Raw genomic sequence first — 26,939 nt, 5'->3', positions numbered from 1 at the left:
TCCTCCACACCTACAACTACCATCGCTGCCACACCGCACTCGGAGGACAACCACCGATCACCCGCGTCAACAACCCTGCGGGTCAATACACCTAGCCTTGACCTCGAACAGGCCCCGGAAGGCGGGCCGAGCTGCGACGACGGGATGGGGCGGGATGGAACTGCGGCAGCTGGAGGTCGTCGTCGCGGTGGCCGAGGAAGGCGGTTTCACTGCGGCGGCCCGGCGGCTGCACCTCGTGCAGTCGGCGGTGTCCGGCACGGTCAGGACCTTGGAGAAGGAGCTCGGCGTCCAGTTGTTCGAGCGCACCACGCACCGGGTCGGCCTGACCTCCGCCGGTGCGGCGTTCGTACCGGCGGCCCGGGCCGCGCTGCGGGCGGCGGAGCTGGCCCGGGCGGCGGCGGACGAGTCGCGCGGGGTGCTGCGGGGTGTGCTGACCATCGGCACCATGCAGGGCGTCTGGCTCGGCCTCGACCGGGTGCTCGGCGAACTGCGCACCGAACACCCGGGGTTGACGATCCGGCTGCGCCAGGCGGCGGCCGTGGACATCCGCGCCGGGCTGCGGGACGGCACCGTGGACGCCGCGATCGTCGCGTTCGACCGGCAGCAGCAGCGCGGTCTGACGGTGCGTTCGCTGGCCTGCGAGCCGATGGTGCTGGCCGCCGCGCCGGGCCGCGCCTTCGCCCACCCGGACCGGGTGCGCTTCGAGGAGCTCCCCGGGCTGCCGTTCGTCGACTTCGCCCCGGGCTGGGCGGTCCGCTCCGCGGTGGACCGGGCGTTCCGGACCGCCGGCGTCGAGCGGGCGGCGGTCTTCGAGGTGAACGACATCGTGGCCGCCGCCGAACTGGTCCGCCACGACCTGGGGGTGTGCGTCCTGCCCGAGTCGATCGCCGCCCACTTCCCCGACCTCGCCCTGCGCCGGTTCACCCGCGGGCAGCCCCGGTGGGAGGTGGCGGTGGTCTGCCCCGCCGGGGAGCCCGCGCCGGCCGTGGCCGCGCTGCTGCGCCACCTCGGCTGACAGGGCCTCAGCCCGCCACGGCCTTCCGGTCGGCCGCCCAGTGCGCCAGCGGCAGCAGCGGCAGCACCGCGGCGAGCCCGGCGACCGCCCACCAGCCACCCGCGTGGTACGCGACGGTGCCGAACTCCGAACCCAGTGCGCCGCCCAGGAAGAAGGTGGCGATGAAGACGCTGTTCAGCCGGGCCCGGGCGCCCGGGTCGAGCTGGTAGACCACGTGCTGACCGAGGATCAGCGTGGTCTGCACGGCGACGTCGAGCACGATCGCGGCCAGCGCCAGCAGCACGATGCGGTGCCCTCCCAGACCCGCGAGCACCGCGCTCCCGGACGCCACCAGCAGGGCCGCCCCGGTCAGCGGCCGTCCGAGACCTCGGTCCGCCCACCGTCCCGCCAGCGGGGCGACCAGCGCGCCCGCGGCGCCCACCAGCGCGAAGATCCCGACGCCCGCCTCCGAGTACCCGAACGCCGGGCCGGTGAGCTGGAACGAGACCGCCGTCCAGAACGCGCTGAACGACCCGAACACCGCCGCCTGGTACAACCCGCGCTTCAGCAGCGCCGGGTGGGTGCGCACCAACTGCACGGTGGAGCGCAGCACCTGGCGGTACGGCAGATCGGTGGTGGCCGCGTGCGCCGGCAGCGCCCGGTACAGGGCGACGGCGAGCAGCGCGGTCAGAACGGCGGAGCCGAGGTACACCACCCGCCAGCCGGCGGCGCCCGCCACCAGGCTGCTCAGGGTGCGGGAGAGCAGGATCCCGGTGAGCAGCCCGGCCATCACCCGGCCGACGATCCGGCCGCGCGCCTGGTCCGGGGCCAGGCTCGCCGCGAACGGCACCAGGATCTGCGCCACCACCGAGGTCGCACCGCTGACCAGTGAAGCGACCAGCAGCACCGCGAAGCTGCTCGCCGTACCGGCCACGGCCAGCGAGACGGTGATGACCGCCTGCAGCAGCGCCACCAGCCGCCGCTTCTCGATCCGGTCGCCGAGCGGCACCAGGAACAGCATCCCGAGCACGTAACCGATCTGGGTGACCGTCACCAGCGCACCCGCCGTGGTCGTCCCGACCTGGAACACCTCGGCCAGCTTCGCCAGCAGCGGCTGCGCGTAGTACAGGTTGGCGGCCGTCATGCCGGTGGAGACGGCGAGCAGGGCGACGAGCCGGCCCGGTATGCCGTCCGGTGTCGTCGGGGTGGTGGTGATGGTCGGGCCGGTGCTCGGTGAAGTGGCCATGGCTGCCTTCCGGGGTGGTCGCGTTCGGCGGCTGCGACGATCGCAGCGCACAGGTGTGAGCGCCCGGGGTCCGGCTCGCGCTTCCCGTCCGGCTGCGATGATCGACGACAACTGTCATCTCTGCTCGCGATGAGCGCGCCCGGGACGGGGACGCGCGGCGTGGGCCTGCCGGCGACGGAAGGTCGAAGCCCCCTGCCGCGTCGTCCGGCAGGGGGCCACCAAAGCGCTGGTTGCCCGTCAGGCCAGGGTGTCCAGGAGGCGGGCGAGTTCGGTGGGCTTGGTGAACATCGGCCAGTGGCCGGAGTCGAAGTCCAGGTACTCGACGTGCTTGGCGTGGGCGAGTTCGGGGGCCTGGCCCTGGGCGACCCAGGCGCGGACCTGGTCCGGGGTGTACTCGGGGGAGACCATGGTGATCGGGACGTCGTAGCGGCGGTCGTCGGTCAGGCGGACGAGGGCCCGGGCGACGCGTTCGGGGACGGGGATGGCGTTGGTGGCGATCTGCTGCCGCATGCTCTCGTCCAGGTCGGCGCTGACGGGGCCTTCGAACGGCGCCCAGCCGGGGAACGGCATGACGCCGTCGCGGATGTCGAACAGGTCGGCGTAGGGCCGGCCGTCCTGCTCCGGGAAGCCGCCGATCAGGACGAGTGCGGCGATCCGCTCGGGCCTGGCGTCGGCGGCCAGCCAGCCGAGGGTGCAGTTGGCGGAGTGGGCGACCAGCATGACCGGATCGGCAGCGGAGTCCACCGCGGCAAGGACGGCGGCGAGTTGCTCGTCCAGCGTGGTGCTGGGCGTGGCGGGCAGGGTCAACGGCCGGGGGTGGTGGCCGAGTTCGCGGAGGGTGGGGGTCACCGCGTTCCAGGCGGTGCCGTCCAGCCAGAGGCCGCCGATGAGCAGGATGTCCACGGGGGTGCTCCCGAAAAATAGAGGCGGAAAAGCGGGCGTGTCCCCAGGCTAGGGGCGGTTCAGGACGATCTGCTTCCTGGTTGTCGCGGCATCCGCATACGCTGGCGAACATGTCGACCGGAACCAGCCCCACCGCCCGCGCGCTGCGCACCCTGGAGATCCTGCGGGCCCGGCCGGGCACCACCTCCGAGGAGTTGGCGCAGAAGCTGGGGGTGACGGATCGCGCGGCGCGGCGCTATGTGGCGATCCTGCGGGAGGCGGGGATCCCGGTGGAGTCGGAGCGCGGCCCGCACGGTGGCTACCGGTTGCGGCGCGGGACGCGGCTGGCGCCGGTGGCGTTCACCCAGGCGGAGGCGCTGGGGCTGGTGATGGCGGTGCTGGACGGGCGGCCGGCGGCGGGCGAGCCGGGTGACCCGGTGGGGGCGGCGCTGGACAAGGTGGTCCGGGTGCTGCCGGAGGAGGTCGGGCGGCAGGCGGCGGCGCTGCGCGAGCATGCGGCGGCCGCACCGGACCCGGGGGCCGTGTACCCGGATCCGGCGGTGACGAACACGCTGGTGGAGGCGGTGGCGGCGCGGCGGCGCGTGGTGATCACGTACCGGAGCGAGGCGGGCAACGAGTGGCGGGCGGAGGTGGATCCGTGGGCGGTGGTGGTGCGCCGGGCCCGCTGGTACCTGCTGTGCCATGCGCATCGGGCGGGCGCGATGCGCACCTACCGGATCGACCGGGTGCAGGCGGCCGAGGAGACCACGACGGGCTTCCGGATGCCCGCGGACCTCGACCCGGTGGCCCTGCTGGAGGCGCATCTCGGCTCGGGCTGGGCCTTCCCGACGCATGTGGAGTTCGACGCCCCGCTCGCGCAGGCCGCGCCGTGGATCGGCGCCCCGATGGGCCGGCTGGAGGCGGCGGGTGAGCGCTGCGTCCTGCTCGGCAGCACCCGCAACCCGGCGATGTACGCCCAGTGGCTGGCCGCCGTCCCGTTCGACTTCCGGGTGCTGGGCGGCCCGGAACTGCGGTCGGCGGTGGCCACGGCAGCGACCCGGCTGGCCGCCGCAGTGGCGGGACCCTAGTGTCCTGAGTCCTTGATCCGTCGTCGATCACGGTCACTCGCAGGACATCGGCGCTGCGTTCCCGGGTCACGACGGCGGCGAGCGGTGGAGCGGCCGGCAGCAGGACCGGGCCGCGCGTGCAGCCGATGGCGACGAAGGCCGGCCGGAACTGGCTCCGGCGGAGGCAGGCCGGATCTCCTCGCAGTGTCGCCGGATGCCGAAGGTGTACCTGGCACCACCATCAAGTCGGATGGGAGCGCTACTGCCTCGGGCGCGCGCGAACGACATGCTGATGTTGTGCCCGAGGGGCGGGCACGGGAGGGAGTCAGGTGTCATGGCGAGCACTCGGCTGACCGGCGTTCATTCGCTCAGCCTGGTCCGCGTGGACGCCGCTTCGGGCCCCGGTGTCCCGCGGATCCTTCCGAAGGCCGCGGCCGCTTCGACGTTCCCGCTGCTGCTTCGCCGGGCGGCCACGGTCCTCACCGTGCTCGGGCTGGCGATGATTCCCTGGCTGGTCTTCCTGCACACCGGGCTGCCGGCCACCGCTCAGGCCTCGCACTGGGCCTGGACGTGGACGGGTCTGGACAGCTTTGAGGCGCTCGGCCTGCTCTCCACCGGACTGCTCCTCGGGCGCGGCGACCGCCGGGCCTGCCTGACCTCCGCCGCGACCTCGACCCTGCTGCTGGTGGATGCCTGGTTCGACACCATGACGGCTGCCCCGGGTTCGGACCTCGAGCCGGCGGTGCTGATGGCCGTCTTCGCCGAGTTGCCACTGGCGGTGGCCTGCGCGGTTCTCGCGACCCGGACCTTCCCTCGGCCGGGCCGCTGAGCGGAAATGCTCGTGACGTGATCGGCGCTTGCGGTCCGGTCCGTTTCGGGAAGTCCCCGGCCTGCCGCAACGGCGGTCCACGGGCGGTTCGTTCGGCCCGCTCGGGTCGATTGCCGACAGAGTCGGCGCCGACACAAACAGATTGCACACAAACACCACTGATTGACCATCGGACAAGCCTCGATGGCTCAATCGGACATTTGGGGAGGAACTATGAGGAATTCTCGGGCATTGATCGGCGCGGGCGCTGCCGCCGCCGTCGCCACCTGGTGGTTCACCGACACCGCGCCGTACCCGTACTCTCAGCGCTGGCTGCTCGACCTGCCGCTGCCGTTCCTGACGCTGAAGCGTCTGGACCACGTGCTGCAGGCCCGGGAGGGCGAGAGGATCCTGGAGATAGGCCCCGGAACCGGCCTGCAGTCGCTGCACGTCGCACCGCAGCTGGGCCCGAACGGCCGGCTGGACATCGTGGACATCCAGCAGGAGATGCTCGACCACGTGGGCCGCCGGGCCAAGGAGCAGGGCATCGACAACATCGTGCCGAACTGCGTCGACGCACATGAACTTCCTTTTGCGGATGGCTCGTTCGATGCGGCTTACCTGGTGACGGCGCTGGGCGAGATCCCGGATCCGGCACGTACGCTGGCCGAGCTGCGCCGGGCGCTGAAGCCGTTCGGGCGGCTGGTGGTCGGCGAGTTCTTCGACCGGCATCAGATCCGGCCGGCCTCGCTGATCAGCCTGGCGGAGGGAGCCGGGCTGCGGGTCGCCCGGCTGTACGGTCCGCCGTTCGCGTACTACGCGGTGCTGCGTCCGATCGACGCCTGACGCCGCTCGGGCGGTTCCCGCCCGGCCGAACCGTCGGCCAAGTCCGTCGACGGCCAGGTGGAGTTGCTGGTCGGCCCGCCTCGGGAAACGCCTCCAACGGCAGCCGGGACGCCAACGCCACCGCGGTCGGCGTCCCCGCGCCCCCGGACGCGGCGCAGCGTGGGCCGGCGCCGGGCCCGTCGCCGTGATGGCGGCAGGCGTGGCCCCCCTGGGTTCAGCCCCTGGACGCGCCCAGGAAGCGCAGCACGGCGAGCACCCGGCGGTGGTCCGCATCGGCCACCGGCAGGTCGAGTTTGGCGAGGATGTTGTTGATGTGCTTGGCCACCGCGCTCTCACTGACCGTCAGTGCCTCGGCGATGCCGGCGTTGGACCGGCCCTCCGCCATCAGGGCCAGCACCTCCCGCTCGCGCGGGGTCAGGGCGGCCAGGGGGTCGCTGCGGCGGAGCAGAAGTTGGGCGACGACCTGGGGGTCCAGCGCCGTTCCCCCCTCGGCCACCCGCCGTACCGCTGCTGCGAAGTCCTGGACATCGGCCACGCGTTGCTTGAGCAGGTAGCCCACTCCGCTCGTGTTGGTCGCCAACAGGTCGGCGGCGTAGCGCTCCTCCACGTACTGCGAGAGCAGGACCACCGCCGTGCGCGGCCGGTCGCGGCGGATCACCGCGGCCGCCCGCACGCCCTCGTCGGTGAAGGTGGGCGGCATCCGGACGTCCACCAGAGCGAGTTCGGGCTGGTGCTCCTCGACGGCGGCCAACAGCGCTTCCGCATCGCCGACTTCCGCGACGACCTGGAAGCCGCCCATCTCCAGCACCTTGACCAGGCCGACCCGCAACAGCACCGAGTCCTCGGCGATCACCGCGCGCACGGCAGCTCCACCGTCACGGTCGTCGGTCCCCCGACGGGGCTGCTGAGCCGGAAGCTGCCGTCGACGGAGCCCACCCGCTTGGCCAGCCCGCTCAACCCCGTACCACCGGAGGGGTCGGCGCCGCCCAGCCCGTCGTCGGTGACGTTCACCCGCAGGACCGCCCCGACGCGTCGGACCGTCACCTCGACCCGCGAGGCGCCGGCGTGCTTGGTCACGTTCGCCAGCGCCTCGGAGATCACGAAGTACGCAACCGACTCCACGGCGGGCGCCGCCCGTTCCGGCAGCTCGACCCGCAGGCGCACCGGCAGCGGAACTCGGGCGGCCAGCCCGGACAACGCCGCGTCCAGGCCCCGGTCCTCGAGCACCGCAGGGTGCAACCCGCGTAGCAGATCGGCGAGTTCGGCGATCGCCGCCTTCGCCTCCAGGTGTGCTTCTGCCAGCACCTCACGGGCCTCGCCCGACAGGTCGGGGCGGGTGGCCATGGCCAGTCCCAGGTTGACCGCCAGCGAGACCAGCCGCTGCTGGGTGCCGTCGTGCAGGTCGCGCTCGATTCGGCGGCGCTCGGCATCGACCGCCTCGATCAGGCCGGTACGGCTGCCCGCCAGGTACGCGACCCGCTCCTGGAGCCGATCGGCCCGGCTGGGTCCGAGCAGCGCCGCGGCGGAGCGCGACTCCGCCCGGGCCACCACCCCGGCGAGCCAGGGCAGGAGGGACAGCAGAAAGAGGCCGAGCACGGTGTAGCACGGCATCAGCGTCGCCCAGCCGAACCAGTCGTGCCGCACCCCGACCGGCAGCGCCCACACCCAGCCGTACCCGGTGGCGCCCGCCAGACCCGCCACCGCCGCCATCAGCACCAACAGCTCCGACAGGGCCGCCAGCGGGCCCAGCACCAGGTGGTACCCGACCTGCCGCCAGGCGCGCACCGAGCAGAGCCACCGCAGGGCCGTGGTCGGCGACCATCGCTGCGGCGCGGGCGCCGAGCGGCGGATGTCCACCCCGAGCAGCGCCCGGTGCCGGTACCGCTGAACCGCCGTCAGCACCGGGACGCCGCTCAGGACCAGGGCGACAGACACCGGGAGCGTGAGCGCCCAGTTCCCCGTCCTGGCAGTGGTCGTCGCGGCCCAGGCCCACACGGGCACCAGCGCCAGGTGCAGCGGGACACCCGTGGCCAGGAAGCCGGTGTCCCGCCGCGCCCGCCGTGCCAGGAGCCCCAACCGGGGTGGAATCGTCATGGCTCGACGTTAGAGCACCTCAACACGGGCCTGCCATGGCTCTTGTATCCGCATCCATGGTGAACCCAGTACCACCACGCCGGGGCCGGGCCTCAGAGGGCGTATCCGGTGGTCTGACGGATGATCAGTGGGCCTTGATCGAACCCGTGATCACGTCGTGGAAGCAGGAGAGGTCCGTGCGGCAGTCTTCCAGGACCTCAGTCGGTCAGCGCGAGCTTGACGCCGAAGCCGACCACGGCGGCCCCGGTGACCCGGTCGAGCGCCCGGCGTGCGGCGGGGCGGCGCAGCCAGGTGCGCAGGGTGTGGGCGAAGCCGATCAGGACGGCGGACCACAGGATGCCCTCGGCCACGTGCACGGAGGTGAGCAGCACGCCGGCGGGCAGGTGCGGGACTCCGGCGGGGATGAACGGGGTCAGCACGGCGACGTAGAACACGCCGACCTTCGGGTTGAGCAGGTTGGTGACCGTGCCGCGCCGCCAACCGGCCCACAGGCCACCGGAGTTGTCCGCCGCCTCCGGCTCGTCCGGCGAGTCCTGGTGGCGGTTGCGGAACAGCTGCACGCCCATCCACAGCAGGTAGCAGACGCCGGCCCAGCGCAGCGTCTCGTAGGCGAGGCGGGAGGCGGTGAGCAGCACGCTGAGGCCGGCGGCGGAGGCGGTGCCCCAGATCATGGTGCCGGTCTGGATGCCGAGGACGACGCCCCAGGCCTGCCGGCGCCGGCCGAGGGCGGCGGTGCGCAGGATGAGGGCGGTGTCGAGGCCGGGGGTGAGGGTGAGCAGGCCCACGACCAGGGCGAAGGAGGCGAGGGGGGTGGCCATCGGAGTCAGGTCCATGGGGTGTCAGTCTACGGGCCGGCCGAATCGGGCCAGGCAGTGCCAGACCTTCTTCAGCTCCTGCGGGTCGTACTGCCCGCTGCGGACGGCGGCGCCGATGACGGCGGGGTCGAGGACGCCGTCGTGGGCGATCTTCGCGCCGAGGGCGGTGATGTGCGGGCCCCGGTAGTCGGCGTACTGTTCCAACTCCTGTGCGGCGAGCCGGTGGCCGGGGTGCCATTCGAGGCGGCAGGGCAGGGCGCGGGCGGCGGTCTCGACGGCGGTGCCCCGGTAGCAGGGGTCCAGGACGAGCGCGTCAAGGTGGTCCAACAGCCGTACTGTGCCGTGCAGTTGGGCTTCGATGTAGGCGTCCAGCAGGTCCTGTTCGTCGGCTTCAAGAAGGGTGAGCAGGGCCATGGCCTCGGCGGTGCCGAAGTGTTCGGGTTCGAAGACGCTGTCGGGGTAGCAGAACGTGGCCCGGTGCAGCGCCTCGGGCGCGAGGCGGAAGTGTGCGGAGCCGAAGCGGGGTGCGCCGCCGTAGGGGCTGCGGAGGTGGTTGAGCGCGCCGTAGACGGGGCGGCGCTCGGCGGGGGCGTCGTCGTAGGCGCCGCCGAAGATCCGGCTCTCCCACGTCCACCGGTCGCCGCCGGGGTGGGCGGTGAGTCCGCCGTTGCTGGTGCCGGTGGAGAACTGGGAGCGGTACACGCCGTCCCGGGCCAGCGACTCCAGGATAGGCACCCCGTCGAGCTCGCGGTCGGGGTGGAAGTTGAGTGTGATGTCGATCCCGGCGGGCAGCGGGTCGCCGCTGCTGCGGGCGGCGACGTGCCGCAGGGCTCGGGCGTCGGGTGTGTCCATGGACGGCAGTCTCCCGCCCGCCGCGAGCGCGGCGCAGCCGGTTTTCCCCGGGCACGCGCGTGCGGCGCGGCCGGTTCTCGTCACCGGCCGCGCCGCACTGTTCGGCCATGAAGCCCAACTGCGCTGCGGTCAGCCCGCGTTGATCCTGGCGGCCCGGCGGAGCAGGCCGGGGCTGAGCCGGCCGAGCAGCCGGGCGGCCTTGGCCTCGACCGTGACGGGGACGACGGCCCGGCCGGTGCGGACGGCGCGGACGATCTCGGCGGCGACCTTCTCCGGCGGGAAGCCCCGGCGGGCGTACATCTTGGACACCTTGGCCTGCTTGGCGGCCTGTTCGTCCGCGCCGAGACCGGAGAAGGTGGTGGTGCGGGTGATGTTGGTGTTGACGATGCCGGGGCAGATGGTGGACACGCCGATCCGGTGCGGGGCGAGTTCGGCCCGCAGGCAGTCGGACAGCATGTACACCGCCGACTTGGAGGTGGCGTACGCGGCCAGCACCTTGGACGGCAGATAGGCGGCGGCGGAGGCCAGGTTGACGAGGTGTCCGCCCTGCCGGTGGTCGACCATCAGCTGCCCGAAGGCGCGGCAGCCGTGGATGACGCCCCACAGGTTGACGTCCAGGACGCGCCGCCACTCCTCCTCGGTGGTCTCCAGGAACGTCCCGGAGTGGCCGATGCCGGCGTTGTTGACCACCACGTCGGGCACTCCGAAGTCGGCGGCGACCTGCTTGGCGAACGCGTCCACGGCCGCGCCGTCGCTCACGTCCACCTGGTACGCGCCGGACTTGACGCCGGACAGCGCGCAGAGTTCGGCGGTGCGCTGCGCGGCGGGCAGGTCGCGGTCGCAGACCACCACCCGGGCGCCCTGGTCGGCGAAGGCCAGCGCGGTGGCCCGGCCGATGCCGCTGCCGCCGCCGGTGACGACCACCAACTCGCCGCTCCCGGAGGGCTCCTGGCGCAGCGCGCCGTGGTCGCGGGCGGCGAACTCGCGGACCAGCGCGGCGACCGCCGGGCCCTTCTCCAGCAGCGCCGACCAGTGGGTGGCGTTCAGGGTGCGGCGGGTCAGCCGGGGCACCCACTGCTCCAGGCCCTCGGAGAGGAACTCCGAGACGTAGTTGTCGCGTTGCAGGGTGATCAGCTGGACGGGCACCTCGGTGTGGCGCTCGCGCGGCCGGGCGACCGAGGGGCGCATGTTGGCCCGGTACAGCTCTATGCCGTGCACGGCGTCCTTGGCGAGGGTCCGCTGCGGGTGGCCGGGCCGCGGGCGGACGGCCTCCAGGTCGTTCAGCACCCGGGGCCACAGCCGGGCCAGGCCGAGCTTCCACGCGGCGGGCGCGAGCACCGGCAGGTGGAACAGGCCGATGTACCAGGAGTGCAGGCCCTGGCGCAGCAGTTGGGAGAGGTGCCGGGGCGTCGGGCGGCGCAGCCGGTGCCGGATCCAGTGGCCCATGTGGTCCAGGCACGGACCGGACATGGTGGTGTAGCTGGCGATCCGCCGGTACGAGCCGGGGGCGGTGATCGCCTCCCAGGACTGCACGCTGCCCCAGTCGTGCGCCACCACGTGCACCGGCCGGTCGGGGCTGACGGCGTCGGCGACGGCGAACAGGTCCTGCCCGAGCAGCTCCAGCCGGTAGTCCTCCCGCCGGGCCGGCACCCCGGACGCGCCGGCGCCGCGGGTGTCGTACCGCACCACGTGGTGGTCGGCGGCCAGGTCGGCGGCCACGTCGTCCCAGACGCTGTGGTCGTCCGGGTAGCCGTGCACCATCAGCACGGTGGGGTTCGCCGGGTCGCCCTGCTCGTACACGGCGAGCTTCAGCCCGCCGGAGTCGACGGTGCGGCGACGGATCTCGGTGCTGCGGCCGGTCATACGGTGCCCTCCTGGAGTGCCCAGCGCCGCACGTGCGGCAGGTCGTCGTCGAGCCAGTACGCGTCCTCGTCGGTGACCACGAGGAGTTCCTCGAACTTGATGCCCACCTCGCGGAAACCGATGTGCGGTTCCACCGCCCACAGTCCGGGCGTCGGGGCGTGCCGGGAGGCGCGGCCGCCGGCCCACAGCGGGGAGCGCCCCTCCAGGCGTTCCTTCACCAGTTCCCGCCCGAGGGTCTGGAGCGTGCGCACGCCGAAGCCGAACAGGTTGACCCCGGCCGGGCCGCGGGCTGTCGTCCTGGTCACCTGGTGGCCGATCACCCGGCCCGGGTACACCTGGTGCCGGTTGTCGTAGCCGTGCTCGGCGATCTGCGCGTCCACCGCCGCGTACACCTGGTCGAGCGTCCTGCGTGCCTTCACCTCGCGCAGGATCAGCTCCCGGTACACCCGCAGGTCCTGCGCGAGCTTGTCCCACACCGGGTTCTCGCCGACCTTGCCGCCGTACCCGATGTCGGCCGTGTACCCGTCCACCACCGGCGCGCAGTCCAGCACGTACGGCATGCCCTCCTTCAGCACCCGTGAGCCGGCGAAGAACTGCAGCGGGGTGTGGAAGTGCCGGAACGCGGTGCGGTCGCCGAACCAGGCGAACGGTACGTGGAAGAAGTCCTGCACCCCGGCCTGCACCAGGCTGCGCCGCAGCTTCGCGGTCGCCTGACGCTCGGTGACGCCGGGCTCCATCCACGCCGCGACCTGCTCCGCGCAGTGGTACGCCAGCTGCTGCACCTCCCGGAACTTCGCCAAGTCCCGCTCGTCGAACGGGAATCGTGGCAACTGCCCGCGCTGCTTCATCGCTCACACCTCCAGGACGAGGGTCTCGCCCTCGGCGGCTCGGGACACGCACGGCAGCATCAGGCCCTCGGCCCGCTGCTCCTCGGTCAGCCTGCGGTCACGGTGCTCGGGCGTCCCGGAGGTCACCTTCAGCACGCACGTCCCGCAGAAACCCTGCTTGCAGGAGTACGCCAGGTCCGGCTTCAACTCCCGTGCCACGTCCAGCGCGGAGCGGTCCGCCGGGACGGTCACCTGCTCCCCGCCCTCCCCCAGCCGGATCGCGAACGGTCGGCCGTCCAGGATCGGCGCGGCGCCGAACCGCTCGAAGTGCAAGGACGCCGCCGGTGAGGCGTCGAGCGCCCGCTGCACCGCGCCGAGCATCGGCGCCGGTCCGCACACGTACACGGCGGCGCCCCGCGAGGCGTGCGAGAGCAGTTCGGCCGCGTCCGGCACTCCGTGCACGTCGTCGGTGCGCAGCTCCACCCGGTTCGGGTCGAGCGCCTTCAGTTCCGCGGTGAACGGGAGTGCGCCGGCCGTGCGGCCGGTGTGGATCAACCTCCAGTCGATTCCCGCGTGTTGGGCGGCCCGGGCCATCGGCAGCAGCGGCGTGATCCCGATCCCACCGGCCAGGAACAGCACCTGCGGCTCCCCACAGAACGCGAACCCGTTCCGGGGCCTGCGCACCCGCAGCCGCAACCCTACGTGCAACTCGTCGTGGACCTCCACCGACCCGCCACCACCCTCGGCGATCCGCCGCACCGCGACCCGGTACCCGTGCCGATCGGCCGGATCCCCGCACAAGGAGTAGTGACGCTCCCGCCCCGAGGGCAGCGTCACCAGCACCCGCGCACCCGGCTGCCACTGCGGCAGCGTCCCGCCCGAGGGGTCGGCCAGCCGCAACTCGACCACGTCGTCGGCGATGAGCTGATGCGAGGTCACCACCAAGGACAACGGCGGCACCCCCCGCGAATCCCCCCGCCTCGGACTCCGCCGCAACCCCGGCCGCCCCAGCGCCGGGCTGTACCAATCCCCGAACGCGGTCAGCCGGGCAAACATCCGGTCGGCCCGGGGACGGCCGTACAGGTCGGGGGGCGGGGTTTCGAGATCCATGGGGGTACGGCTCCGTTTTCGGGAAGGGAAAGCGCGGGAGAGTGCGAGACGCGGGTGGGCGCGAAGACAGGGGCGCGGGGAACTGCGCGAAGGGGAACGCACCCAACCGCAAGATCGCGACGCAGGACAATGACCTGCACTTGATCGCGACCTTGCGGACGTGACTTGCGCTTGTCGCGCAGTTCCCCGCGCCCCCGGTTTCGCGCCCGCCAGCTCTCGCCCCCTACCGCGCCGCGGCAGCTCTCGCCGCGGGCGACTTGGCCAGGTACGCGAGCGCCTGCGAGGAGCTGCCCTCGTTCGTCGGGTGGTACCCGGGGCCGAAGTACCGCAGGGCCGAGCGGACGAACCGGCCCGGTTCGGGGAGCAGTCCCCGCCTCGCGGCCTTCTGGGCCTCCCGCCAGGTCGGCACCACGCTGCCGTTGAGCGAGGGGTCGGCGGCGAGCATGAACCGGGTGCCACGGATCCACAGGTGCACCAGCAGCGGCCCGGAGACGGCCATGCCGCGGATGCGTCGCAGGTAGCCGGGGTCGAGGTGCCGCATCAAGTCGTAGGCGACGCTGCGGTGTTCGACTTCCTCCGCACCGTGCCAGCGCAGCAGGTCGACCATGGTGGGGTCGGCCTTGGCGCGGTCGAGGCCGGGCGAGTTGAGGGCCCAGTCGCCGAGGAAGGCGGTGAAGTGTTCGATCGCGGCAATGAAGGCGACTCGTTCGATGATGTTCTCGCGGCGCTGGCGCGCGGTCAGTCCGGGCTTGTCGCCGAGGACGCGGCGGAACAGCCAGCTGATCTGCCGGACGTACGGTCGCGGGTCGAGGCCCTGCCCGAGCAGGTGGTCGAGGACTTCCTGGTGGGCCTCGGCGTGGATCGCCTCCTGGCCGATGAACCCGAGTACCTCTTCGCGCAGTTGGTCGTCCCGGATCAGCGGCAGCGCCTCCTTGAACACCTTGACGAACCACCGTTCGCCCTCGGGCAGCAGCAGGTGCAGGACGTTGATGGTGTGGGTGGCCATCGGCTCGTCGGGGATCCAGTGCAGGGGCAGCTGCGACCAGTCGAAGTGGACGTCACGCGGTTCGAGGACGAGGTTGTCGTGCACGGACGCGGGCCGCCCGGGCCGAAGGCTGCGGGAGGGGGTGGGGCGCGGCATGGGGGTGCCTCCTGTACCTGCGACTGGACGTACGGCGGGACCTGCGACTGGACCTGCGACTGGACTGCGACCGGGGGTGAGCGGGCGGCGGGCCGGCCTCCGGCGGAGTTCCGGTGGGGCCCGTGGGCCCGTGGGCACAGGGGCAAACTACTCGCGGGTAGCGGGCCCGACAAGAGGTTCGGCCGTTCTTATCAACATTGAGTCTAATAAGCCGCTCGATAGGGTGGCCCGAAGCCACCCCGGGGAGACGCCTTGACCGACCGCACCGCACCCGGCCCGCTGGTCCGGGCCCTGATCGCCCATCCGGTCCTCGCCGCCACCGCCTACCCGGCCCCGGACCCGGCCGCCCCTGCCGACCCGGCCACCTTGTTCACCGCCTGGCTGCTGGACGCCCTCGCGGCAGGCGTACCCGACGCGCAGGTGATGACGCTCTCCACCGTCGATGCCGAGGGCCACCCGGACGCCCGGGTGCTCGTCCTGCGCGACATCGACCCGGCCGCCGGCGCCTGGCACTTCTGGACCGAGCCCGACTCCCCGAAGGCCCGCCAGTTCACCGCCCACCCGGACGCCGCCCTCACCGTCTACTGGCCCCGCCCCGGCCGCCAGGTCCGCCTCCGCGGCCCCGTCCACCCCGCACCGGACCGCAGCACCCCCTCCCCCGCCCTGCACTGCTACGCCCTGCACGCCACCACCGCCGAGTTCTGGCAGGCAGGCCCGGACCGCCACCACCTCCGCCTGCGCTTCTCCCGCACCGCCACCGGCTGGACCTCCACCGGCTGGACCCCCACCGACATCCCGGGCTGACCTGCCAAGCCCGCGCCCCGAGTTCCGACCGGTGCCGCGGGGAGAGCACACTGGTGGTGGTCCCGCCCGCTCGAGACTCCCGGAGGACACGGTGAGCGCCGCATCCCTGCACGGCCACCACGACGGCACCCAGCCCATCCCGCGCACGCAGGACGCCGTCGCCGCCGCGCTGCCTCCGGCACAGCGGATGGAGTTCTACCGGGAGATGGGCGAGGCCGACGACACGACGATCGGCGGCGTTCTGCGGCGGTGGTGGCTGCGGGCCGAGCTCTACCGTGACCCGGAGGGCGACCGCATCCACGCCGCCGTGCAGGCCGGCACCGCACCCGGCGCCCCGGCGTCCGCGGTGCTGCGCCGCCTCGACGCCCGGTGAGCGACCACAGCGAGTTCGAGGACGATCCGCTCATCCTCTCTCCGGCCGTCGAGGAGTCGCTCGACGATCCGGGCACGCCGGCCGACGTGTTCTCCACCGTGGTGGCGTTCCTGGTCGACCTGCGCGAGAACCCCTGCCCCCACCTGAGCATGCCGGTGCCTGGACGGCCCGGGATGCACTCGGCACCGCTGCGCCGTGATCTCGGGCTGGTGGAGTACGTGGTGAACGATGACACGGACCCACCGCGGATCTACGTCTCACGCATCCTGCGAGCGGACTGACGGCACCCACCTGCCGTCCGACGCCCCGTCACTCCAGCAGCAGCCGCCGCAGCCACTCCCGCCGGGCCGCCGCCGCCGTGCGGCTGACGGCCGCGTACGGGGCGAGGGTGTCGAAGCCGTGGCAGGCGCCCGGCCAGACGTGCAGTTCGGCGCTGCCGCCGCACTGCCAGAGGGCGTTCGCGTAGGCCACCACCTCGTCGCGGAAGGTTTCCGCCGAGCCGACCTCCAGGTACGCGGGTGGCAGCCCTGCCAGCGAGGTGGCGCGGGCGGGCGCCGCGTACGGCGGGACGTCGGGGGTGCCGTAGCGGGGGCCGAGGGCCGCCTGCCAGGCGGTGGCGTTGGAGGTGGCGTCCCAGGTGTCGTGGCCGGCCAGTTGGCGGGCGGACGCGGTGTCGCCGCGGTCGTCGAGCATCGGGCTGAGCAGGAGTTGACCGATCGTCACCGGCCCGCCCTCGTCGCGCAGCAGCAGTGCGAGCGCGGCAGCGAGGCCGCCGCCTGCGCTCTTGCCGGCGAGGACCACCCGCGAGGGGTCGATCCCCAGCACGTCGGCGTTGGCGACCGTCCAGCGCAGCGCCTCCCGGCAGGCGTGCAGCGGCTGCGGGTACGTGGCGTCCGGTGCGAGCGGGTACTCGACCGACACCACCGCGAGGCCCAACGGCTGCGCCAACTCCCGTAGCACGCGCGGCAGTACGGAGTACGCGTTGCCGCCGATCAGCCCGCCCCCGTGCAGGTAGCACAGCACCGGCAGCCGCCCGCGAAGCCCGGTCGGCCGCGCCCACACCACCCCCTCGCCGACGCCCGCCTCGTACCGGCCCCCGTCCGTCAACTCCCGCAGCCCGGGCCGTGGCCGGACCGCCGCGTCCGCCCGCTGCCACTCCCGCAGCCGCTCCGGCGTCAACGGCGCCGGGACCCCGCCCCGGGCCGCCACGGCCGCCGCCACCTCACGATCCATGTACGCCTCGCGCACCCGTTCCCCACCCTTCTCATCGATCCGCCACGGAATGTGACGACCCACCAGGTAAGCGTGCACCCTGGAGCACAGCACAGAACCGAGCTGGAGGAGGACGAGGATGGCCGGCGAACAGAGGGCGCTCAGGCTGGTGGTGACGGGCGGCGGCACCGGCGGGCACACGTACCCGGCGCTGACGGCGGTGCGGGCCCTGCAGCAGCGGCTGGCGGCCGAGCACCGCGGCGTGGACGTGCTGTGGGTGGGCACCGCGAAGGGCCTGGAGGCGCGGATCGCGCCCACGGAGGGGATCAGGTTCGAGCCGGTCGCCACGGGCAAGGTCCGGCGGTCGAGCAATCCGCTGAAGCTGCTGTCCCCGGCGAACGTGCGGGACATGCTGCGGGTGCCGTGGGGCGCCGTCCAGGCCCGGTCGCTGATCCGGAAGTTCGGGCCGGACGTGGTGCTGGCCACCGGCGGGTACGTCGCGGTGCCGGTGGGCCTGGCCGCCCGCTCCTGCCGGGCCCCGCTGGTGGTGCACGAGCAGACGGTGCGGCTGGGGCTGGCGAACAAGGTGCTGGCCCGGGCGGCGACCCGGGTCGCGGTCTCCTCGGAATCGACGCTCCCGCTGCTGCCGGAATCCGCCCGCAGCACCGCCGTGGTGACGGGCAACCCGGTCCGCCCGGCGGTCCTGACGGGCCACCCGGACAAGGCGGTGACGGCGCTCGGGCTGCACGGCTTCGACCGTTCGCTGCCGACGGTGTACGTGACGGGCGGCGCGCAGGGTTCGGCGCAGATCAACGACCTGGTGTCCGGCGTCCTCCCGTGGCTGCTGGAACGGGCGAACGTCGTCCACCAGTGCGGCCCGGCGAACGAGGCCGACCTGCATGCCCGGGCGGCGCGGCTGCCCGCCCACCTGATGGGCCGCTATTTCCTCACCGGCTTCATGGGCGCCGAACTGCCGGACGTGCTGGCCCTGGCGGACGTGGTGGTCAGCCGCAGCGGCGCGGGCACCCTCGCGGAGCTGACGGCACTGGGCAAGGCGGCGGTGTTCGTCCCGCTGGCGTCGGCGGCGGGCAACGAACAGGCCCACAACGCCGCCCACTTGGAGCAGGCCGGAGCGGCCGTCGCCCTGCTCGGCACCGTCACGCCGGACGACCTCCGCGCAGCGCTCGGCCCCCTGCTGGAGGACGACACCCGGCGGGCCGCGATGGCCGCGCGGGCCCGCGAGCACGGCCGCCCGGACGCGGCGGAGCGGCTGGTGGACGTCCTGCTGTCGGTGGCCCGCCGCGAATAGTCGGCCTCACGCCCGGAACGTACGGCGGCAGCCCCGCGGCCTCACGCCCGGAAGGTGCGGCGGCAGCCCCGCGGCCTCACGCCCGGAAGGTGCGGCGGCAGCCCCGCGGCCTCACGCCCGGAAGGTGCGGCGGTAGGTGTCCGGCGGCACGCCGAGCGTGCGGTGGAAGTGGCGGCGCAGGGTGGTCGAGGTGCCCAGGCCCGAGGCCGCGGCGATGGTGTCGATGCTGTCGTCCGTGGTCTCCAGCAGTTCCTGCGCGCGCCGGATCCGCTGGGTCAGCAGCCACCGCAGCGGGGTGGTTCCGGTCACCGAGCGGAACTGGCGGGCCAGGTGGCGCGAGCTCAAGTTCGCCCGCCGGGCCAGGTCCTCCACGGTGAGTGGCCGGTCCAGCCGCCGCATCGCCCACGGGAGCAGCTCGGCCAGGGGGTGGTCGTCCTGCGCGGGCACCGGTGTGGTGACGAACTGGGCCTGGCCGCCTGCCCGGTGGGGCGGGACGACCAGGCGGCGGGCGGTCACGTTGGCGATCGCCGAGCCGTGGTCGCGGCGGACCAGGTGCAGGCACAGGTCCATCGCCGCGCTCTTCCCGGCGGAGGTGAGCACCTGGCCGTTGTCGACGTAGAGCACGTCCGGGTCCACCTCCACCCGGGGGTAGCGCCTGGCCAGTTCGCCGGTGTGCGCCCAGTGCGTGGTGGCGCGCAGCCCGTCCAGCACTCCGGCGGCGGCGAGCGCGAACACGCCGGTGCACAGCGAGACCATCCGCGCCCCCGCCGCGTGGGCCGCGCGCACCGCCTCGACCAGTTCGGCCGGCGGGTCCTGCTCGACGTCCGCCAGGGCGGGGACGATCACGGTGTCGGCGTCCGCCAGCCGGTCGAGTCCGCAGTCCGGCTCCAGCAGGAACCGGCCGACCCGGACGGCCTGCGGGCCGCACACCCTGACGTCGTACCAGGGGCCCGGCACCGCGTCCGGGCACGAGCCGAACACCTCTTGGGCGAGGGCGAGTTCGAAGTGCAGCATGCCGTCCGTGGCGGCGATCGCGACGGAGCGCGCGGCAGAACCCATGTCGGAAATTGTACGGGTCGTGTCGTTCCGGACACTGGGCGCCGATCACCGAACCGGACAGGATCTTCCCGGTGGGTCACTTCGAGCACGCGGGAGCAGACGGATGGTGTCGGGCGGGAACATCGTGGCGGTGTACGGGGCCTACGGGCACACCGGGCGGTTCGTGGTCGCGGAGTTGCGCGAGCGCGGGTACGTCCCGCTGCCCGTCGGCCGCGACCGGGACAAGTTGGCGGCGCTGGTTCCACCGGGCTGCGAGGCGCGGCAGGCCTCGGTGGACGATCCGGCCGCGCTCGACCGCGCCCTGCGCGGCGCCGCCGCCGTGATCAACTGCGCCGGGCCCTTCGCCACCACCGCCGCCCCGCTGATCGAGGCGGCGCTGCGGGCCGGCCTCCCGTACGTCGATGTGGCGGCCGAGATCGAGGCGAACCTCGACACCTTCGCGCGGTTCGCGGACCGCGCCCGCGCGGCGGGTACCGTGGTGGTCCCGGCGATGGCCTTCTACGGCGGCCTCGGCGACCTGCTGGTGACGGCCGCGATGGGCGACTGGACGGCGGCCGACGAGGCGCACATCGCGTACGGGCTGAGCAGTTGGCACCCCACGGCCGGAACGCTCGCCGCGGGCGCGGTCTCGGCGCAGCGCCGCGCCGGCCGCCGGGTCCGCTGGACCAACGGACGGCTGGAGTACCACGACGACGCCCTGCCGACCCTCGACTGGCACTTCCCGGCCCCGCTCGGCCCGCAGCGCGTCCTCGGCGAGTTCACCATGGCCGACGTCGTCACCGTCCCCAGCCACCTGGCCGTCCCGGAGGTGCGCACCTACATGACGGCGAACGCGGCCGCAGACCTGTCCGCCCCCGTCCCCTCGGCGCCGACCGCCGTGGACGAACGCGGCCGCTCCGCACAGACCTTCGTGGTCGACGTCCTGGTCCGCTCCGGCGGCACCGAACGCCGCGTGTCCGTCGCCGGCCAGGACATCTACGCCGTCACCGCCCCGCTCGCGGTGGAGGCCGTCAACCGCATCCTCACCGGCCGCACCAGGACCACCGGCGTCGCCTCCGCAGGCGCGATCTTCGACGCCCCGGACTTCCTGCGCGCCCTGTCCGCGCACCTCTCGCCGCACCTCTCGCCGCTGGACGGCTGACCGGGCTCACCCGGCCTGTTCCTCCCAGGGGATTTCGGCCGGACGACGGTGCCACCACCAATTGCGCCCCGCGACGGCGGATTGCGGCAGACCGAGCGCCGCACTCAGGGCAGCACCGCCGTCGTCGACGGTGAGCCGACGATATGTCTCGTCGATTCGCGCAATGAATTCGGGTGCCGCCTCGGCAGCCTCCGAATCAGCTGTACTCACCGTGTCGTCCAGACGGTCGCGCAGGCTCAGGCTTTCCTCGTAGAGGGAGGCCGGAAACCACGAGTAGGGCGGCCAGCCCTGCTCCATCAGCGCAGAGAGATTCTCCCAACTCCACGTGTCCGACGCGATGAGTCGATTCTTGTCGAAATACGCGTTCCGTTCTGCGAAATTCACTCCCCGATGTGCGAGAGCAGCCTTGAATTCCTCGGCGACAGGAGTCACCGTCCGGAACATGTGGATCGCTTCCGGGAAATTCTGCACGGGAATACCCGGCAGGCCCGCAATCGGCGCATCGACGGCGTCGATGACATGGTCCCCGCCCTCCTCGTCGGGTGCGTACAGGCGCGCACGCGCCGTGTTTCCCAGCGGGTCGGCGACCCAGTACGCGCTCGGGTCGATGTCCGGATCGGGGAACAGGACGGGCTGCTGAAGTCGCCGGGCAAGGGAGATCGCGAGGTCGGGCTCGGCGGGTTGACCCTGGATGCTGTCGACAACGTGGATGTCGAGCGCCAGACTGGTGTCGCCGTTCGTCGGGCGGAGCTCGCAGATCACCTGCGCGTCCCAGTTGCGTGCCTCCGTCTCCTCGGAATGAACCACGTCGATGTTCTCGGTCGGCACGGTGAACTCTTCGGCCAGCGCCGGCTTCAGCTGTTCCAGGCCCACCGACCCCGCCACGAGAATGTTGTACATCATGTGCAGAACCACCCCCCGGTGATCGTTCGACGGCAGTGAGGGAGAAACCTAGCGGGCCCCCGGCATTGACGTCCCGTCAGGGCAGGTGATTGGCCGCGCCCGCCTCGATCAGCAGCGCGCAGTAGACGAACTCGACGGCGGAGCGGCCCATCGGGTCGGGGACGTCGCGGTCGTGGTCGAGGTAGAGGCGCATCTCGGTGGTGCTGTCGGGGCCGACCAGGGCGTAGAGCCGGTCCAGCACGGCGTGGTCCATGGCGAGCACCAGGTCGGCCCACTCGATCAGCTCCGCCGTGACGCGGGTGGGCCGGTGGCCGGTCAGGTCGTAGCCGAGGAAGCCCGCCACGGCGACCATCTCCGGGTGCGCCTCCTGCCACTTGCCGATCAGCCCGGCGGAGCGCACCTCCACCGCCTCGCCGCCCAGGTCCGCGAGCACCCGGGCGGCGAACGGGCTGCGGCAGTAGTTGCCGAGGCAGACGACGAGAATGCGCCTGGGCGAACGGCTGGTGGTCATCGGGCCTCCAGGGGGCGAGGTCCAGGGGCGGTGCATGCGATCATCGACCAGGTCCGCACGGCTCAGCGGCACGGGCAGCCGGGACGGCCTGCGGAGTCCCCCAACGAGTGGCAGTGCTACGCCATCAGGTCGATGCGGTTCGACTCCGCCACCTGGACGAGCCGCCCCGTCCCGGGAAGAACGTCCGCCGACTCAGGGAGCGGTGTACGGGTAGCGGTGGAAGAAGGTCTCGGCGAGGAACCGGGCCATCGCGGTGAGGCGCTCGGGCGGGTACTCGTCGGGGGCGTTGAGGACAAGCCGGCCGCCTTCCTCAAGTGCCGCCAGCAGCACGCGGATCAGCAGCTCGATGTCGAGCTCGGCGGCGTCGTCGGCGTCGCGGAGGAACCAGCGGACGACTTGGGCGAACTGCTCCCGGATCAGCGCGTCGCTGCGTTCCTTGTACTTGCGCACGGCGGGCGGTGAGCCGTCCACCGGGAGCAGGATGGCGCGCCAGCGGCTCGGGGCGGTGACCACCGCGTCGTAGTAGCCGCGGGCGACGCCGGTGAAGACCTCGACCGGGTCCGCTCCGTCGAGGTCGCCGGGCAGCGTGGCCGCCAGTTGGGCCTGGGCCCGCTCCCCTTCGCGTTCGAGCAGGGCGCGCAGCAGGTGGTCCGCGTCGGTGAACTGCCCGTAGACCACGGGCCGGGTGACCCCGGCGGCCTTGGCGACGGCATCCACCGAGACGGCTGCCACACCGTCGCAGTTGATGATCTCCAGTGCCGCGTCCAGGAGTTGCTCCCGCCGCTCGGCGGGGGCCATCCGCGGGGCGTACGGGCGCTTCGCGGGTACGGGGGGTCGGGCCATGGTGCCAGCCTATCTTGTGAAAGCTACACATCTGTAGCTACAGTCCTGAAGCAATTGCTCCACGCTCACCCCGCAAGACACCCCGCAGGACAGGAACACCATGACGCACCAGGCACCCCCGCTCAGCCCGCCCCAGGACCTCCTCGACCGCCTCGACCAGCAGCTCGCCGAATCCGGTGTGGACCCCTCCCTCATCCCGATCGGCAACCTCGCCGAACGGCTCGGCGTCCGCATCCTGGAAGCCACCCCGGACCGGGTCGTGGGCACCATGCCGGTCGAGGGCAACCAGCAGCCGTACGGCCTGCTGCACGGCGGCGCCTCGGCCGCGCTCGCGGAGTCGCTCGGTTCGATCGGCGCGGCCCTCCACGCCGGGACCGGCCGGTACGCGGTCGGCGTCGACCTCAACGCCACCCACCACCGCCCGGCCGTCTCCGGCCACGTCACCGGCATCGCGACCGCCGTCTTCCGGGGCCGGACCGCTGCCACCTACGAGATCGCCATCACCGACGACACCGGAAAGCGCATCAGCAGCTGCCGCCTGACCTGCATGCTGCGCGACATCTGACCGCCGGCCGGACCTGGCAGAGGACCCTCGCAGAACGCCAACGGCCCTCGGCAGGAGAGCAGTTACCATCCGGCCCATGGACTACGAACCTTCGATACCCCCGGCGGGGAAGTGGCCGCGACTGTTCTGGCCGCGCTGGGTGATCCTGGCGATCGCACTGGCGGTCGGGCTGGGCGGCGGATGGCTGACCGGAGCGAACCACCGGCAGCAGTGGGCCGCGCTGGTGATGGCGGCGGCCACGTACGGGGTGTTCATGTTCCTCGCGATGGCCGGTTTGGACACCCTGGAGCACATCCATCCGGTGTTCGGGCCGTGGACGGCCACCCTGGCCGCCGCGATCACCATGTCGGTCGGTCGGGCCGTCGGGATGGCCGACATCCGACCGCTGCCGGTGGCGGTGGCCGCCGCGGTCGGGGTGGTGTTCACCGCCCGGAAGGACCGCAAGCGGCGGCTGTTCTCCCTGAACCAGCCGCGTGAGCGCGCTCTGCACCAACGCCGGTTCGCCGCCGAGGCGGTGAGCCGCCGGGCCGTGGTGGTCGGGATCAGCAAGACGCTCGACGAGATCGACAACTGGGGCCGGACGGCCACCACGCTGACGCTGCGTTACACCGACACGGCGGACGGAGGACCCGACTTCCGCGCCAGGTACGAATTCCCGGTGCACTTGCCGCCGCGGCTCGGCGCGAAGGCCACCGTCCGCTACCTGGAGGACAATCCGAGCGACCGCCGCGTCAGCCTCGACCCGCCCGAGCTCCCGGACCTGCCGGACGACACCCCGCAGGACACTCCGCCCCGCGGCTCCCGCTGATCGGCCGCCCCGCTGCCTAGCATCGCCGGGGGAACACCGCCGTCGAACCACCGGGAGCCCTCATGGGACTCGTCACCGCAAACATGGCCATCTCGCTGGACGGTTTCACCGCCGGGCCGCACCAGAGCCTGGACCATCCGTTCGGCACCGGCGCCAGGGAGGCCCTGACCTCCTGGATGTTCGAGACCGATCGGCCGGGGCGGGAGCAGGACGCGCACCTGCTCGGCGTGCTGCACGCGAACACCGGCGCGCACATCATGGGGCGGAACATGTTCACCCCGGGCCGGGGCGCCTGGGACGAGAGCTGGACGGGCTGGTGGGGGCCCGAACCGCCGTACCACGCACCGGTGTTCGTGCTCACCCACCACCCGCGCGAGCCGCTCCCGATGGCCGGCGGCACCACCTTCGAGTTCGTCACCGACGGCATCGAGGCCGCCCTCGACCGGGCCCGCGCCGCCGCCGGCGAACAGGACGTGGAGATCGCCGGCGGCGCCGCCACCGTCCGCCAGTACCTCCGGGCCGGCCTCCTCGACGAACTCGTCCTGCACCTCGTCCCCGTCACCCTGGGCACCGGCGAGCGCCTCCTCGACGGCCTCCGGATCGCCCTGGAACCCGTCGAGGTGATCCCCTCCGAAACGGTCACCCACCTGCGCTACCGGGTGCTCGGCCCGAACACCGCCGACTAGCCGTCAGCGCAGGATCGCGAGCTGCCCGGTGGCGCGGGTCATGGCGACGTAGCGGTCCACCGCGCCCTCGATGCCCTCGCCGAAGGACTCGGGATCGACCAGCACCACCAGGTCGAACTCCAGGCCCTTGGCCAGCTGGGGGCTGAGCGAGCGGACCCGGGGCAGGCCGGGGAAGGCCGGGTCGCCGATGACGCAGGCGGTGCCCTCGGGGTGTTCGGCCAGCCAGCGCTTCAGCAGTTCGTCCCGCAGGGCGGGGGTGCCGTGCAGGACGGGGAGGCCGCTGCGGCGGATCGAGGTGGGGACGTTGGCGTCGGGCAGGGCGGCCCGGATGACGGGCGCGGCCTCGGCCATGACCTCCTCGGGGGTGCGGTAGTTGACGCTCAGCGAGGTGAGGGTGACGCGGTCCAGGCCGGCCCGTTCCAGGCGTTCGGTCCAGGATTCGGTGAAGCCGTGCCGGGCCTGGGCGCGGTCGCCGACGATGGTGAAGGAGCGCGACGGGCAGCGGGCGATCAGCATCTGCCATTCGGCGTCGGTGAGTTCCTGCGCCTCGTCCACCACGATGTGCGCGAACGGGCCGGCCAGCAGGTCGGGGTCGAGCGGTTCGGGGTCGGCGTGGTCGATCAGCGCCTCGCGCAGGTCGGCGCCGCGCAGCATGGTGATCGCGCCCTCGCCGTCGTCGTCGGCGTTCAGCAGGTGGTCGACGACGCCGTCCATCAGTTCGCGTTCGGCGGCCAGGCGGGCCCGCTGGGCGCGCTGGCGGCGGTCGGCGTCGGTGTCGCCGAGGCGGCGGCGGGCGGCGTCCAGCAGCGGCAGGTCGGAGAGCGTCCAGGCGGCGGGGTCGGTGCGCTGCAGGGTGCGGATCTCCTCGCGGCTCAGCCAGGGCGCGCACAGCCGCAGGTATGCGGGGACGGTCCACAGGTCGCCGACCAGGTCGGTGGGTTCGAGGATCGGCCAGGCCCGGCGCAGCGCGCCGAGCAGTTCGCGGTCGCGGCGCAGTTCGCGGGCGAGCATCTCGGGCGAGATGCCGTGCTCCTCGTCGTCGAGGGCGTCGGCGTTCCGGTCGATCAGGATGGTGATGAGTTCGTCGAGGATCGTCTCGCGGGCCTCGTTGTGCGGGGTGCCGGGGCCGACGGCGGCGAAGGCTTCGGACCAGTCCTCGGGCTGGACCGACAACTCGTACCACTCGATGGAGAGTTTGCAGGCCTCGGTGGGCGGTTCCTCGTAGATCCGGACGGCCTGTTCGATCGCGCCGACCATTCCGGCGGCGGACTTCAGCCTGGCCACCTCGGGATCCCGTTCCTCCGCGACCGCCGCGCCCTCGGGGAGCAGGTCGCGCAGCGTGCAGGTCTGGACGCCTTCCTCGCCGAGGCTGGGCAGCACGTCGGCGACGTAGGCCAGGTACGGCTGGTGGGGGCCGACGAACAGCACGCCGCCCTTGCGGTGGCCGAGGCGTGGGTCGGAGTACAGCAGGTGGGCGGTGCGGTGCAGGGCGACCACGGTCTTGCCGGTGCCGGGGCCGCCGTCTACGACCAGGGCGCCGCGCGAGCCGGCCCGGATGATGGCGTCCTGGTCGGCCTGGATGGTGGCGAGGACGTCGCGCATCCGCTCGGACCGGGCGGAGCCGAGGCTGGCGATGAACGCGGACTGGTCGTCGAGGGCGGCGTGGCCGTCGAGCGCCTCGGCGGCGAAGACCTCGTCCCAGTAGTCGCCGATCCTGCCGCGCTGCCAGCGGTAGCGGCGGCGGCTGCTGAGGCCCATCGGGTTGGCGTGGGTGGCGGCGAAGAACGGTTCGGCGGCGGGCGATCGCCAGTCGATCAGCAGGCGCCGGCCGTCGGCGTCGGCGAGGCCGAGGCGGCCGATGTACACCGGCTCGGCGCTTTCCGCGTGGACGATCCGGCCGAGGCACAGGTCGGTGCCGAACCGGCTCAAGGTGCGCAGCCGGGTGGAGAGTTGGTGCACCTCGTTGTCGCGGTCCAGGGCGGCGCGGCCGGCTCCGCCGGGGCGGCGGCGGGCCTGGTCGAGGCGGGCGGTCAGTTCGGCGATGTCCTGCTCCAGGGTCGCGGCGACGGCGGCGAAGTGCCGTTCGTCCTCGGCGATCAGGGCGGGGTCCGCCTTGGCGGCGAGCCGCTCGGGCAACTCGAAGGCGCTGGTCGTCTGCTGGCTCATGTGGTGCTTCTCCG

General features: G+C 72.9%; 28 protein-coding genes. 12 read left to right on the top strand and 16 right to left on the bottom strand.

The genetic code is table 11. From position 1 onward, the window contains the following. Window positions 1-154: 154 nt before the first annotated feature. Window positions 155-1,015, top strand: coding sequence for a LysR family transcriptional regulator (locus tag ACFV18_RS19690; protein WP_380484830.1), 861 nt, complete (start codon window positions 155-157; stop codon window positions 1,013-1,015). Between the two features lie 7 nt (window positions 1,016-1,022). On the opposite strand, the gene ACFV18_RS19685 is transcribed toward ACFV18_RS19690, so the two are convergent. After that, window positions 1,023-2,240: an MFS transporter gene (locus tag ACFV18_RS19685; RefSeq protein WP_380484828.1), complete on the bottom strand. Its 1,218-nt coding sequence runs from the start codon at window positions 2,238-2,240 to the stop codon at window positions 1,023-1,025. 237 nt (window positions 2,241-2,477) lie between these two features. Further along, on the bottom strand, window positions 2,478-3,143 hold the full coding sequence (locus tag ACFV18_RS19680) for an alpha/beta fold hydrolase (protein ID WP_380484826.1): 666 nt from the start codon (window positions 3,141-3,143) through the stop codon (window positions 2,478-2,480). Window positions 3,144-3,253: 110 nt separating this feature from the next. Between ACFV18_RS19680 and ACFV18_RS19675 the strand changes: the two genes are divergently transcribed. The 3 genes from ACFV18_RS19675 (at window position 3,254) to ACFV18_RS19665 (ending at window position 5,843) form a co-directional block, all read left to right on the top strand. After that, window positions 3,254-4,210, top strand: coding sequence for a helix-turn-helix transcriptional regulator (locus ACFV18_RS19675; RefSeq protein WP_380484824.1), 957 nt, complete (start codon window positions 3,254-3,256; stop codon window positions 4,208-4,210). A gap of 313 nt (window positions 4,211-4,523) precedes the next feature. Beyond that, a complete protein-coding gene (locus ACFV18_RS19670) occupies window positions 4,524-5,018 on the top strand; it encodes a hypothetical protein (RefSeq protein WP_380484822.1) in 495 nt (164 codons plus the stop codon). 213 nt (window positions 5,019-5,231) lie between these two features. Next, window positions 5,232-5,843, top strand: a complete 612-nt coding sequence (locus ACFV18_RS19665) for a class I SAM-dependent methyltransferase (RefSeq protein WP_380484820.1) — start codon at window positions 5,232-5,234, stop codon at window positions 5,841-5,843. Between the two features lie 214 nt (window positions 5,844-6,057). On the opposite strand, the gene ACFV18_RS19660 is transcribed toward ACFV18_RS19665, so the two are convergent. From ACFV18_RS19660 to ACFV18_RS19625, 8 genes are all read right to left on the bottom strand, one after another. Further along, window positions 6,058-6,705: a response regulator gene (locus ACFV18_RS19660; protein ID WP_380484817.1), complete on the bottom strand. Its 648-nt coding sequence runs from the start codon at window positions 6,703-6,705 to the stop codon at window positions 6,058-6,060. Then, entirely contained in the window at window positions 6,693-7,937 is a 1,245-nt protein-coding gene (locus ACFV18_RS19655) for a histidine kinase (protein WP_380484815.1), read from the bottom strand. The genes ACFV18_RS19660 and ACFV18_RS19655 overlap by 13 nt, the downstream gene beginning before the upstream one ends. Before the next feature lie 197 nt (window positions 7,938-8,134). Further along, window positions 8,135-8,770, bottom strand: coding sequence for a LysE family translocator (locus ACFV18_RS19650; RefSeq protein ID WP_380484813.1), 636 nt, complete (start codon window positions 8,768-8,770; stop codon window positions 8,135-8,137). 6 nt (window positions 8,771-8,776) lie between these two features. Beyond that, entirely contained in the window at window positions 8,777-9,604 is an 828-nt protein-coding gene (locus tag ACFV18_RS19645) for a DUF3626 domain-containing protein (protein WP_380484811.1), read from the bottom strand. 129 nt (window positions 9,605-9,733) lie between these two features. Beyond that, window positions 9,734-11,467: an SDR family oxidoreductase gene (locus ACFV18_RS19640; RefSeq protein ID WP_380484810.1), complete on the bottom strand. Its 1,734-nt coding sequence runs from the start codon at window positions 11,465-11,467 to the stop codon at window positions 9,734-9,736. After that, window positions 11,464-12,315 (bottom strand): M24 family metallopeptidase, encoded by an 852-nt coding sequence (locus ACFV18_RS19635; RefSeq protein ID WP_380484809.1) that lies wholly within the window; start codon window positions 12,313-12,315, stop codon window positions 11,464-11,466. The genes ACFV18_RS19640 and ACFV18_RS19635 overlap by 4 nt, the downstream gene beginning before the upstream one ends. Before the next feature lie 3 nt (window positions 12,316-12,318). After that, window positions 12,319-13,236: a PDR/VanB family oxidoreductase gene (locus ACFV18_RS19630; protein ID WP_380484845.1), complete on the bottom strand. Its 918-nt coding sequence runs from the start codon at window positions 13,234-13,236 to the stop codon at window positions 12,319-12,321. 391 nt (window positions 13,237-13,627) lie between these two features. Beyond that, on the bottom strand, window positions 13,628-14,545 hold the full coding sequence (locus ACFV18_RS19625; protein WP_380484808.1) for a metal-dependent hydrolase: 918 nt from the start codon (window positions 14,543-14,545) through the stop codon (window positions 13,628-13,630). 252 nt (window positions 14,546-14,797) lie between these two features. Here ACFV18_RS19625 and ACFV18_RS19620 point away from each other — a divergent pair, with 252 nt between their 5' ends. The 3 genes from ACFV18_RS19620 to ACFV18_RS19610 all read left to right on the top strand — a co-directional run bounded on the left by ACFV18_RS19620 (window position 14,798) and on the right by ACFV18_RS19610 (window position 16,003). Beyond that, entirely contained in the window at window positions 14,798-15,349 is a 552-nt protein-coding gene (locus ACFV18_RS19620) for a pyridoxamine 5'-phosphate oxidase family protein (protein ID WP_380484806.1), read from the top strand. A 91-nt stretch (window positions 15,350-15,440) separates the two neighbouring features. Next, window positions 15,441-15,722, top strand: a complete 282-nt coding sequence (locus ACFV18_RS19615) for a hypothetical protein (RefSeq protein WP_380484804.1) — start codon at window positions 15,441-15,443, stop codon at window positions 15,720-15,722. After that, entirely contained in the window at window positions 15,719-16,003 is a 285-nt protein-coding gene (locus ACFV18_RS19610; RefSeq protein ID WP_380484802.1) for a hypothetical protein, read from the top strand. Before ACFV18_RS19615 ends, ACFV18_RS19610 begins: the two co-directional genes overlap by 4 nt. 28 nt (window positions 16,004-16,031) lie before the next feature. Here the strand turns inward: ACFV18_RS19610 and ACFV18_RS19605 are convergent, their stop codons facing one another. Further along, entirely contained in the window at window positions 16,032-16,955 is a 924-nt protein-coding gene (locus tag ACFV18_RS19605; RefSeq protein WP_380484843.1) for an alpha/beta hydrolase fold domain-containing protein, read from the bottom strand. Between the two features lie 118 nt (window positions 16,956-17,073). Here ACFV18_RS19605 and ACFV18_RS19600 point away from each other — a divergent pair, with 118 nt between their 5' ends. Next, entirely contained in the window at window positions 17,074-18,243 is a 1,170-nt protein-coding gene (locus ACFV18_RS19600) for a glycosyltransferase (protein ID WP_380484800.1), read from the top strand. 111 nt (window positions 18,244-18,354) lie between these two features. Here ACFV18_RS19600 and ACFV18_RS19595 read toward each other — a convergent pair whose 3' ends face one another. Continuing rightward, window positions 18,355-19,302 carry a GlxA family transcriptional regulator gene (locus ACFV18_RS19595; protein WP_380484798.1) on the bottom strand — a complete coding sequence of 316 codons (948 nt, stop codon included), beginning with the start codon at window positions 19,300-19,302 and terminating at the stop codon, window positions 18,355-18,357. A 103-nt stretch (window positions 19,303-19,405) separates the two neighbouring features. Here ACFV18_RS19595 and ACFV18_RS19590 point away from each other — a divergent pair, with 103 nt between their 5' ends. Continuing rightward, complete coding sequence (locus tag ACFV18_RS19590) at window positions 19,406-20,443, top strand: saccharopine dehydrogenase family protein (RefSeq protein ID WP_380484796.1); 1,038 nt, start codon at window positions 19,406-19,408, stop codon at window positions 20,441-20,443. Between the two features lie 6 nt (window positions 20,444-20,449). On the opposite strand, the gene ACFV18_RS19585 is transcribed toward ACFV18_RS19590, so the two are convergent. The 3 genes from ACFV18_RS19585 to ACFV18_RS19575 all read right to left on the bottom strand — a co-directional run bounded on the left by ACFV18_RS19585 (window position 20,450) and on the right by ACFV18_RS19575 (window position 22,700). Continuing rightward, entirely contained in the window at window positions 20,450-21,346 is an 897-nt protein-coding gene (locus ACFV18_RS19585; protein ID WP_380484794.1) for a hypothetical protein, read from the bottom strand. A 76-nt stretch (window positions 21,347-21,422) separates the two neighbouring features. Then, window positions 21,423-21,857 carry a low molecular weight phosphotyrosine protein phosphatase gene (locus ACFV18_RS19580; RefSeq protein ID WP_380484792.1) on the bottom strand — a complete coding sequence of 145 codons (435 nt, stop codon included), beginning with the start codon at window positions 21,855-21,857 and terminating at the stop codon, window positions 21,423-21,425. Window positions 21,858-22,049: 192 nt separating this feature from the next. Continuing rightward, entirely contained in the window at window positions 22,050-22,700 is a 651-nt protein-coding gene (locus tag ACFV18_RS19575; RefSeq protein ID WP_380484790.1) for a TetR/AcrR family transcriptional regulator, read from the bottom strand. Between the two features lie 100 nt (window positions 22,701-22,800). On the opposite strand from ACFV18_RS19575, the gene ACFV18_RS19570 reads away from it, so the two are divergent. From ACFV18_RS19570 to ACFV18_RS19560, 3 genes are all read left to right on the top strand, one after another. Beyond that, window positions 22,801-23,265 carry a PaaI family thioesterase gene (locus ACFV18_RS19570; protein WP_380484788.1) on the top strand — a complete coding sequence of 155 codons (465 nt, stop codon included), beginning with the start codon at window positions 22,801-22,803 and terminating at the stop codon, window positions 23,263-23,265. A gap of 76 nt (window positions 23,266-23,341) precedes the next feature. Continuing rightward, complete coding sequence (locus ACFV18_RS19565; protein ID WP_380484786.1) at window positions 23,342-24,073, top strand: hypothetical protein; 732 nt, start codon at window positions 23,342-23,344, stop codon at window positions 24,071-24,073. 62 nt (window positions 24,074-24,135) lie between these two features. After that, complete coding sequence (locus tag ACFV18_RS19560; RefSeq protein ID WP_380484784.1) at window positions 24,136-24,759, top strand: dihydrofolate reductase family protein; 624 nt, start codon at window positions 24,136-24,138, stop codon at window positions 24,757-24,759. A gap of 3 nt (window positions 24,760-24,762) precedes the next feature. Here ACFV18_RS19560 and helR read toward each other — a convergent pair whose 3' ends face one another. Beyond that, window positions 24,763-26,925 carry an RNA polymerase recycling motor ATPase HelR gene (gene helR / locus ACFV18_RS19555; protein WP_380484782.1) on the bottom strand — a complete coding sequence of 721 codons (2,163 nt, stop codon included), beginning with the start codon at window positions 26,923-26,925 and terminating at the stop codon, window positions 24,763-24,765. Window positions 26,926-26,939 lie beyond the last annotated feature (14 nt).

The sequence above is a fragment of the Kitasatospora sp. NPDC059673 genome, assembly GCF_042734215.1.
In the GTDB taxonomy this organism is placed as follows: domain Bacteria; phylum Actinomycetota; class Actinomycetes; order Streptomycetales; family Streptomycetaceae; genus Kitasatospora.
Note: the sequence above shows the minus strand (reverse complement) of the source record. Positions and strands in the feature narration are given on the sequence as shown.

Bases quoted from the DNA above. Each gene is read 5' to 3' on its own strand.
- ACFV18_RS19650 (WP_380484813.1), bottom strand. From the start codon at position 8,770: ATGGACCTGACTCCGATGGCCACCCCCCTCGCCTCCTTCGCCCTGGTC.
- ACFV18_RS19635 (WP_380484809.1), bottom strand. From the start codon at position 12,315: ATGAAGCAGCGCGGGCAGTTGCCACGATTCCCGTTCGACGAGCGGGAC.
- ACFV18_RS19605 (WP_380484843.1), bottom strand. From the start codon at position 16,955: ATGGATCGTGAGGTGGCGGCGGCCGTGGCGGCCCGGGGCGGGGTCCCG.
- ACFV18_RS19560 (WP_380484784.1), top strand. From the start codon at position 24,136: ATGGGACTCGTCACCGCAAACATGGCCATCTCGCTGGACGGTTTCACC.
- ACFV18_RS19640 (WP_380484810.1), bottom strand. From the start codon at position 11,467: ATGACCGGCCGCAGCACCGAGATCCGTCGCCGCACCGTCGACTCCGGC.
- ACFV18_RS19625 (WP_380484808.1), bottom strand. From the start codon at position 14,545: ATGCCGCGCCCCACCCCCTCCCGCAGCCTTCGGCCCGGGCGGCCCGCG.
- ACFV18_RS19600 (WP_380484800.1), top strand. From the start codon at position 17,074: ATGGCCGGCGAACAGAGGGCGCTCAGGCTGGTGGTGACGGGCGGCGGC.
- ACFV18_RS19665 (WP_380484820.1), top strand. From the start codon at position 5,232: ATGAGGAATTCTCGGGCATTGATCGGCGCGGGCGCTGCCGCCGCCGTC.
- ACFV18_RS19585 (WP_380484794.1), bottom strand. From the start codon at position 21,346: ATGATGTACAACATTCTCGTGGCGGGGTCGGTGGGCCTGGAACAGCTG.
- ACFV18_RS19670 (WP_380484822.1), top strand. From the start codon at position 4,524: ATGGCGAGCACTCGGCTGACCGGCGTTCATTCGCTCAGCCTGGTCCGC.
- ACFV18_RS19595 (WP_380484798.1), bottom strand. From the start codon at position 19,302: ATGGGTTCTGCCGCGCGCTCCGTCGCGATCGCCGCCACGGACGGCATG.
- ACFV18_RS19580 (WP_380484792.1), bottom strand. From the start codon at position 21,857: ATGACCACCAGCCGTTCGCCCAGGCGCATTCTCGTCGTCTGCCTCGGC.
- ACFV18_RS19565 (WP_380484786.1), top strand. From the start codon at position 23,342: ATGGACTACGAACCTTCGATACCCCCGGCGGGGAAGTGGCCGCGACTG.
- helR (WP_380484782.1), bottom strand. From the start codon at position 26,925: ATGAGCCAGCAGACGACCAGCGCCTTCGAGTTGCCCGAGCGGCTCGCC.
- ACFV18_RS19690 (WP_380484830.1), top strand. From the start codon at position 155: ATGGAACTGCGGCAGCTGGAGGTCGTCGTCGCGGTGGCCGAGGAAGGC.
- ACFV18_RS19685 (WP_380484828.1), bottom strand. From the start codon at position 2,240: ATGGCCACTTCACCGAGCACCGGCCCGACCATCACCACCACCCCGACG.
- ACFV18_RS19675 (WP_380484824.1), top strand. From the start codon at position 3,254: ATGTCGACCGGAACCAGCCCCACCGCCCGCGCGCTGCGCACCCTGGAG.
- ACFV18_RS19575 (WP_380484790.1), bottom strand. From the start codon at position 22,700: ATGGCCCGACCCCCCGTACCCGCGAAGCGCCCGTACGCCCCGCGGATG.
- ACFV18_RS19655 (WP_380484815.1), bottom strand. From the start codon at position 7,937: ATGACGATTCCACCCCGGTTGGGGCTCCTGGCACGGCGGGCGCGGCGG.
- ACFV18_RS19590 (WP_380484796.1), top strand. From the start codon at position 19,406: ATGGTGTCGGGCGGGAACATCGTGGCGGTGTACGGGGCCTACGGGCAC.
- ACFV18_RS19570 (WP_380484788.1), top strand. From the start codon at position 22,801: ATGACGCACCAGGCACCCCCGCTCAGCCCGCCCCAGGACCTCCTCGAC.
- ACFV18_RS19645 (WP_380484811.1), bottom strand. From the start codon at position 9,604: ATGGACACACCCGACGCCCGAGCCCTGCGGCACGTCGCCGCCCGCAGC.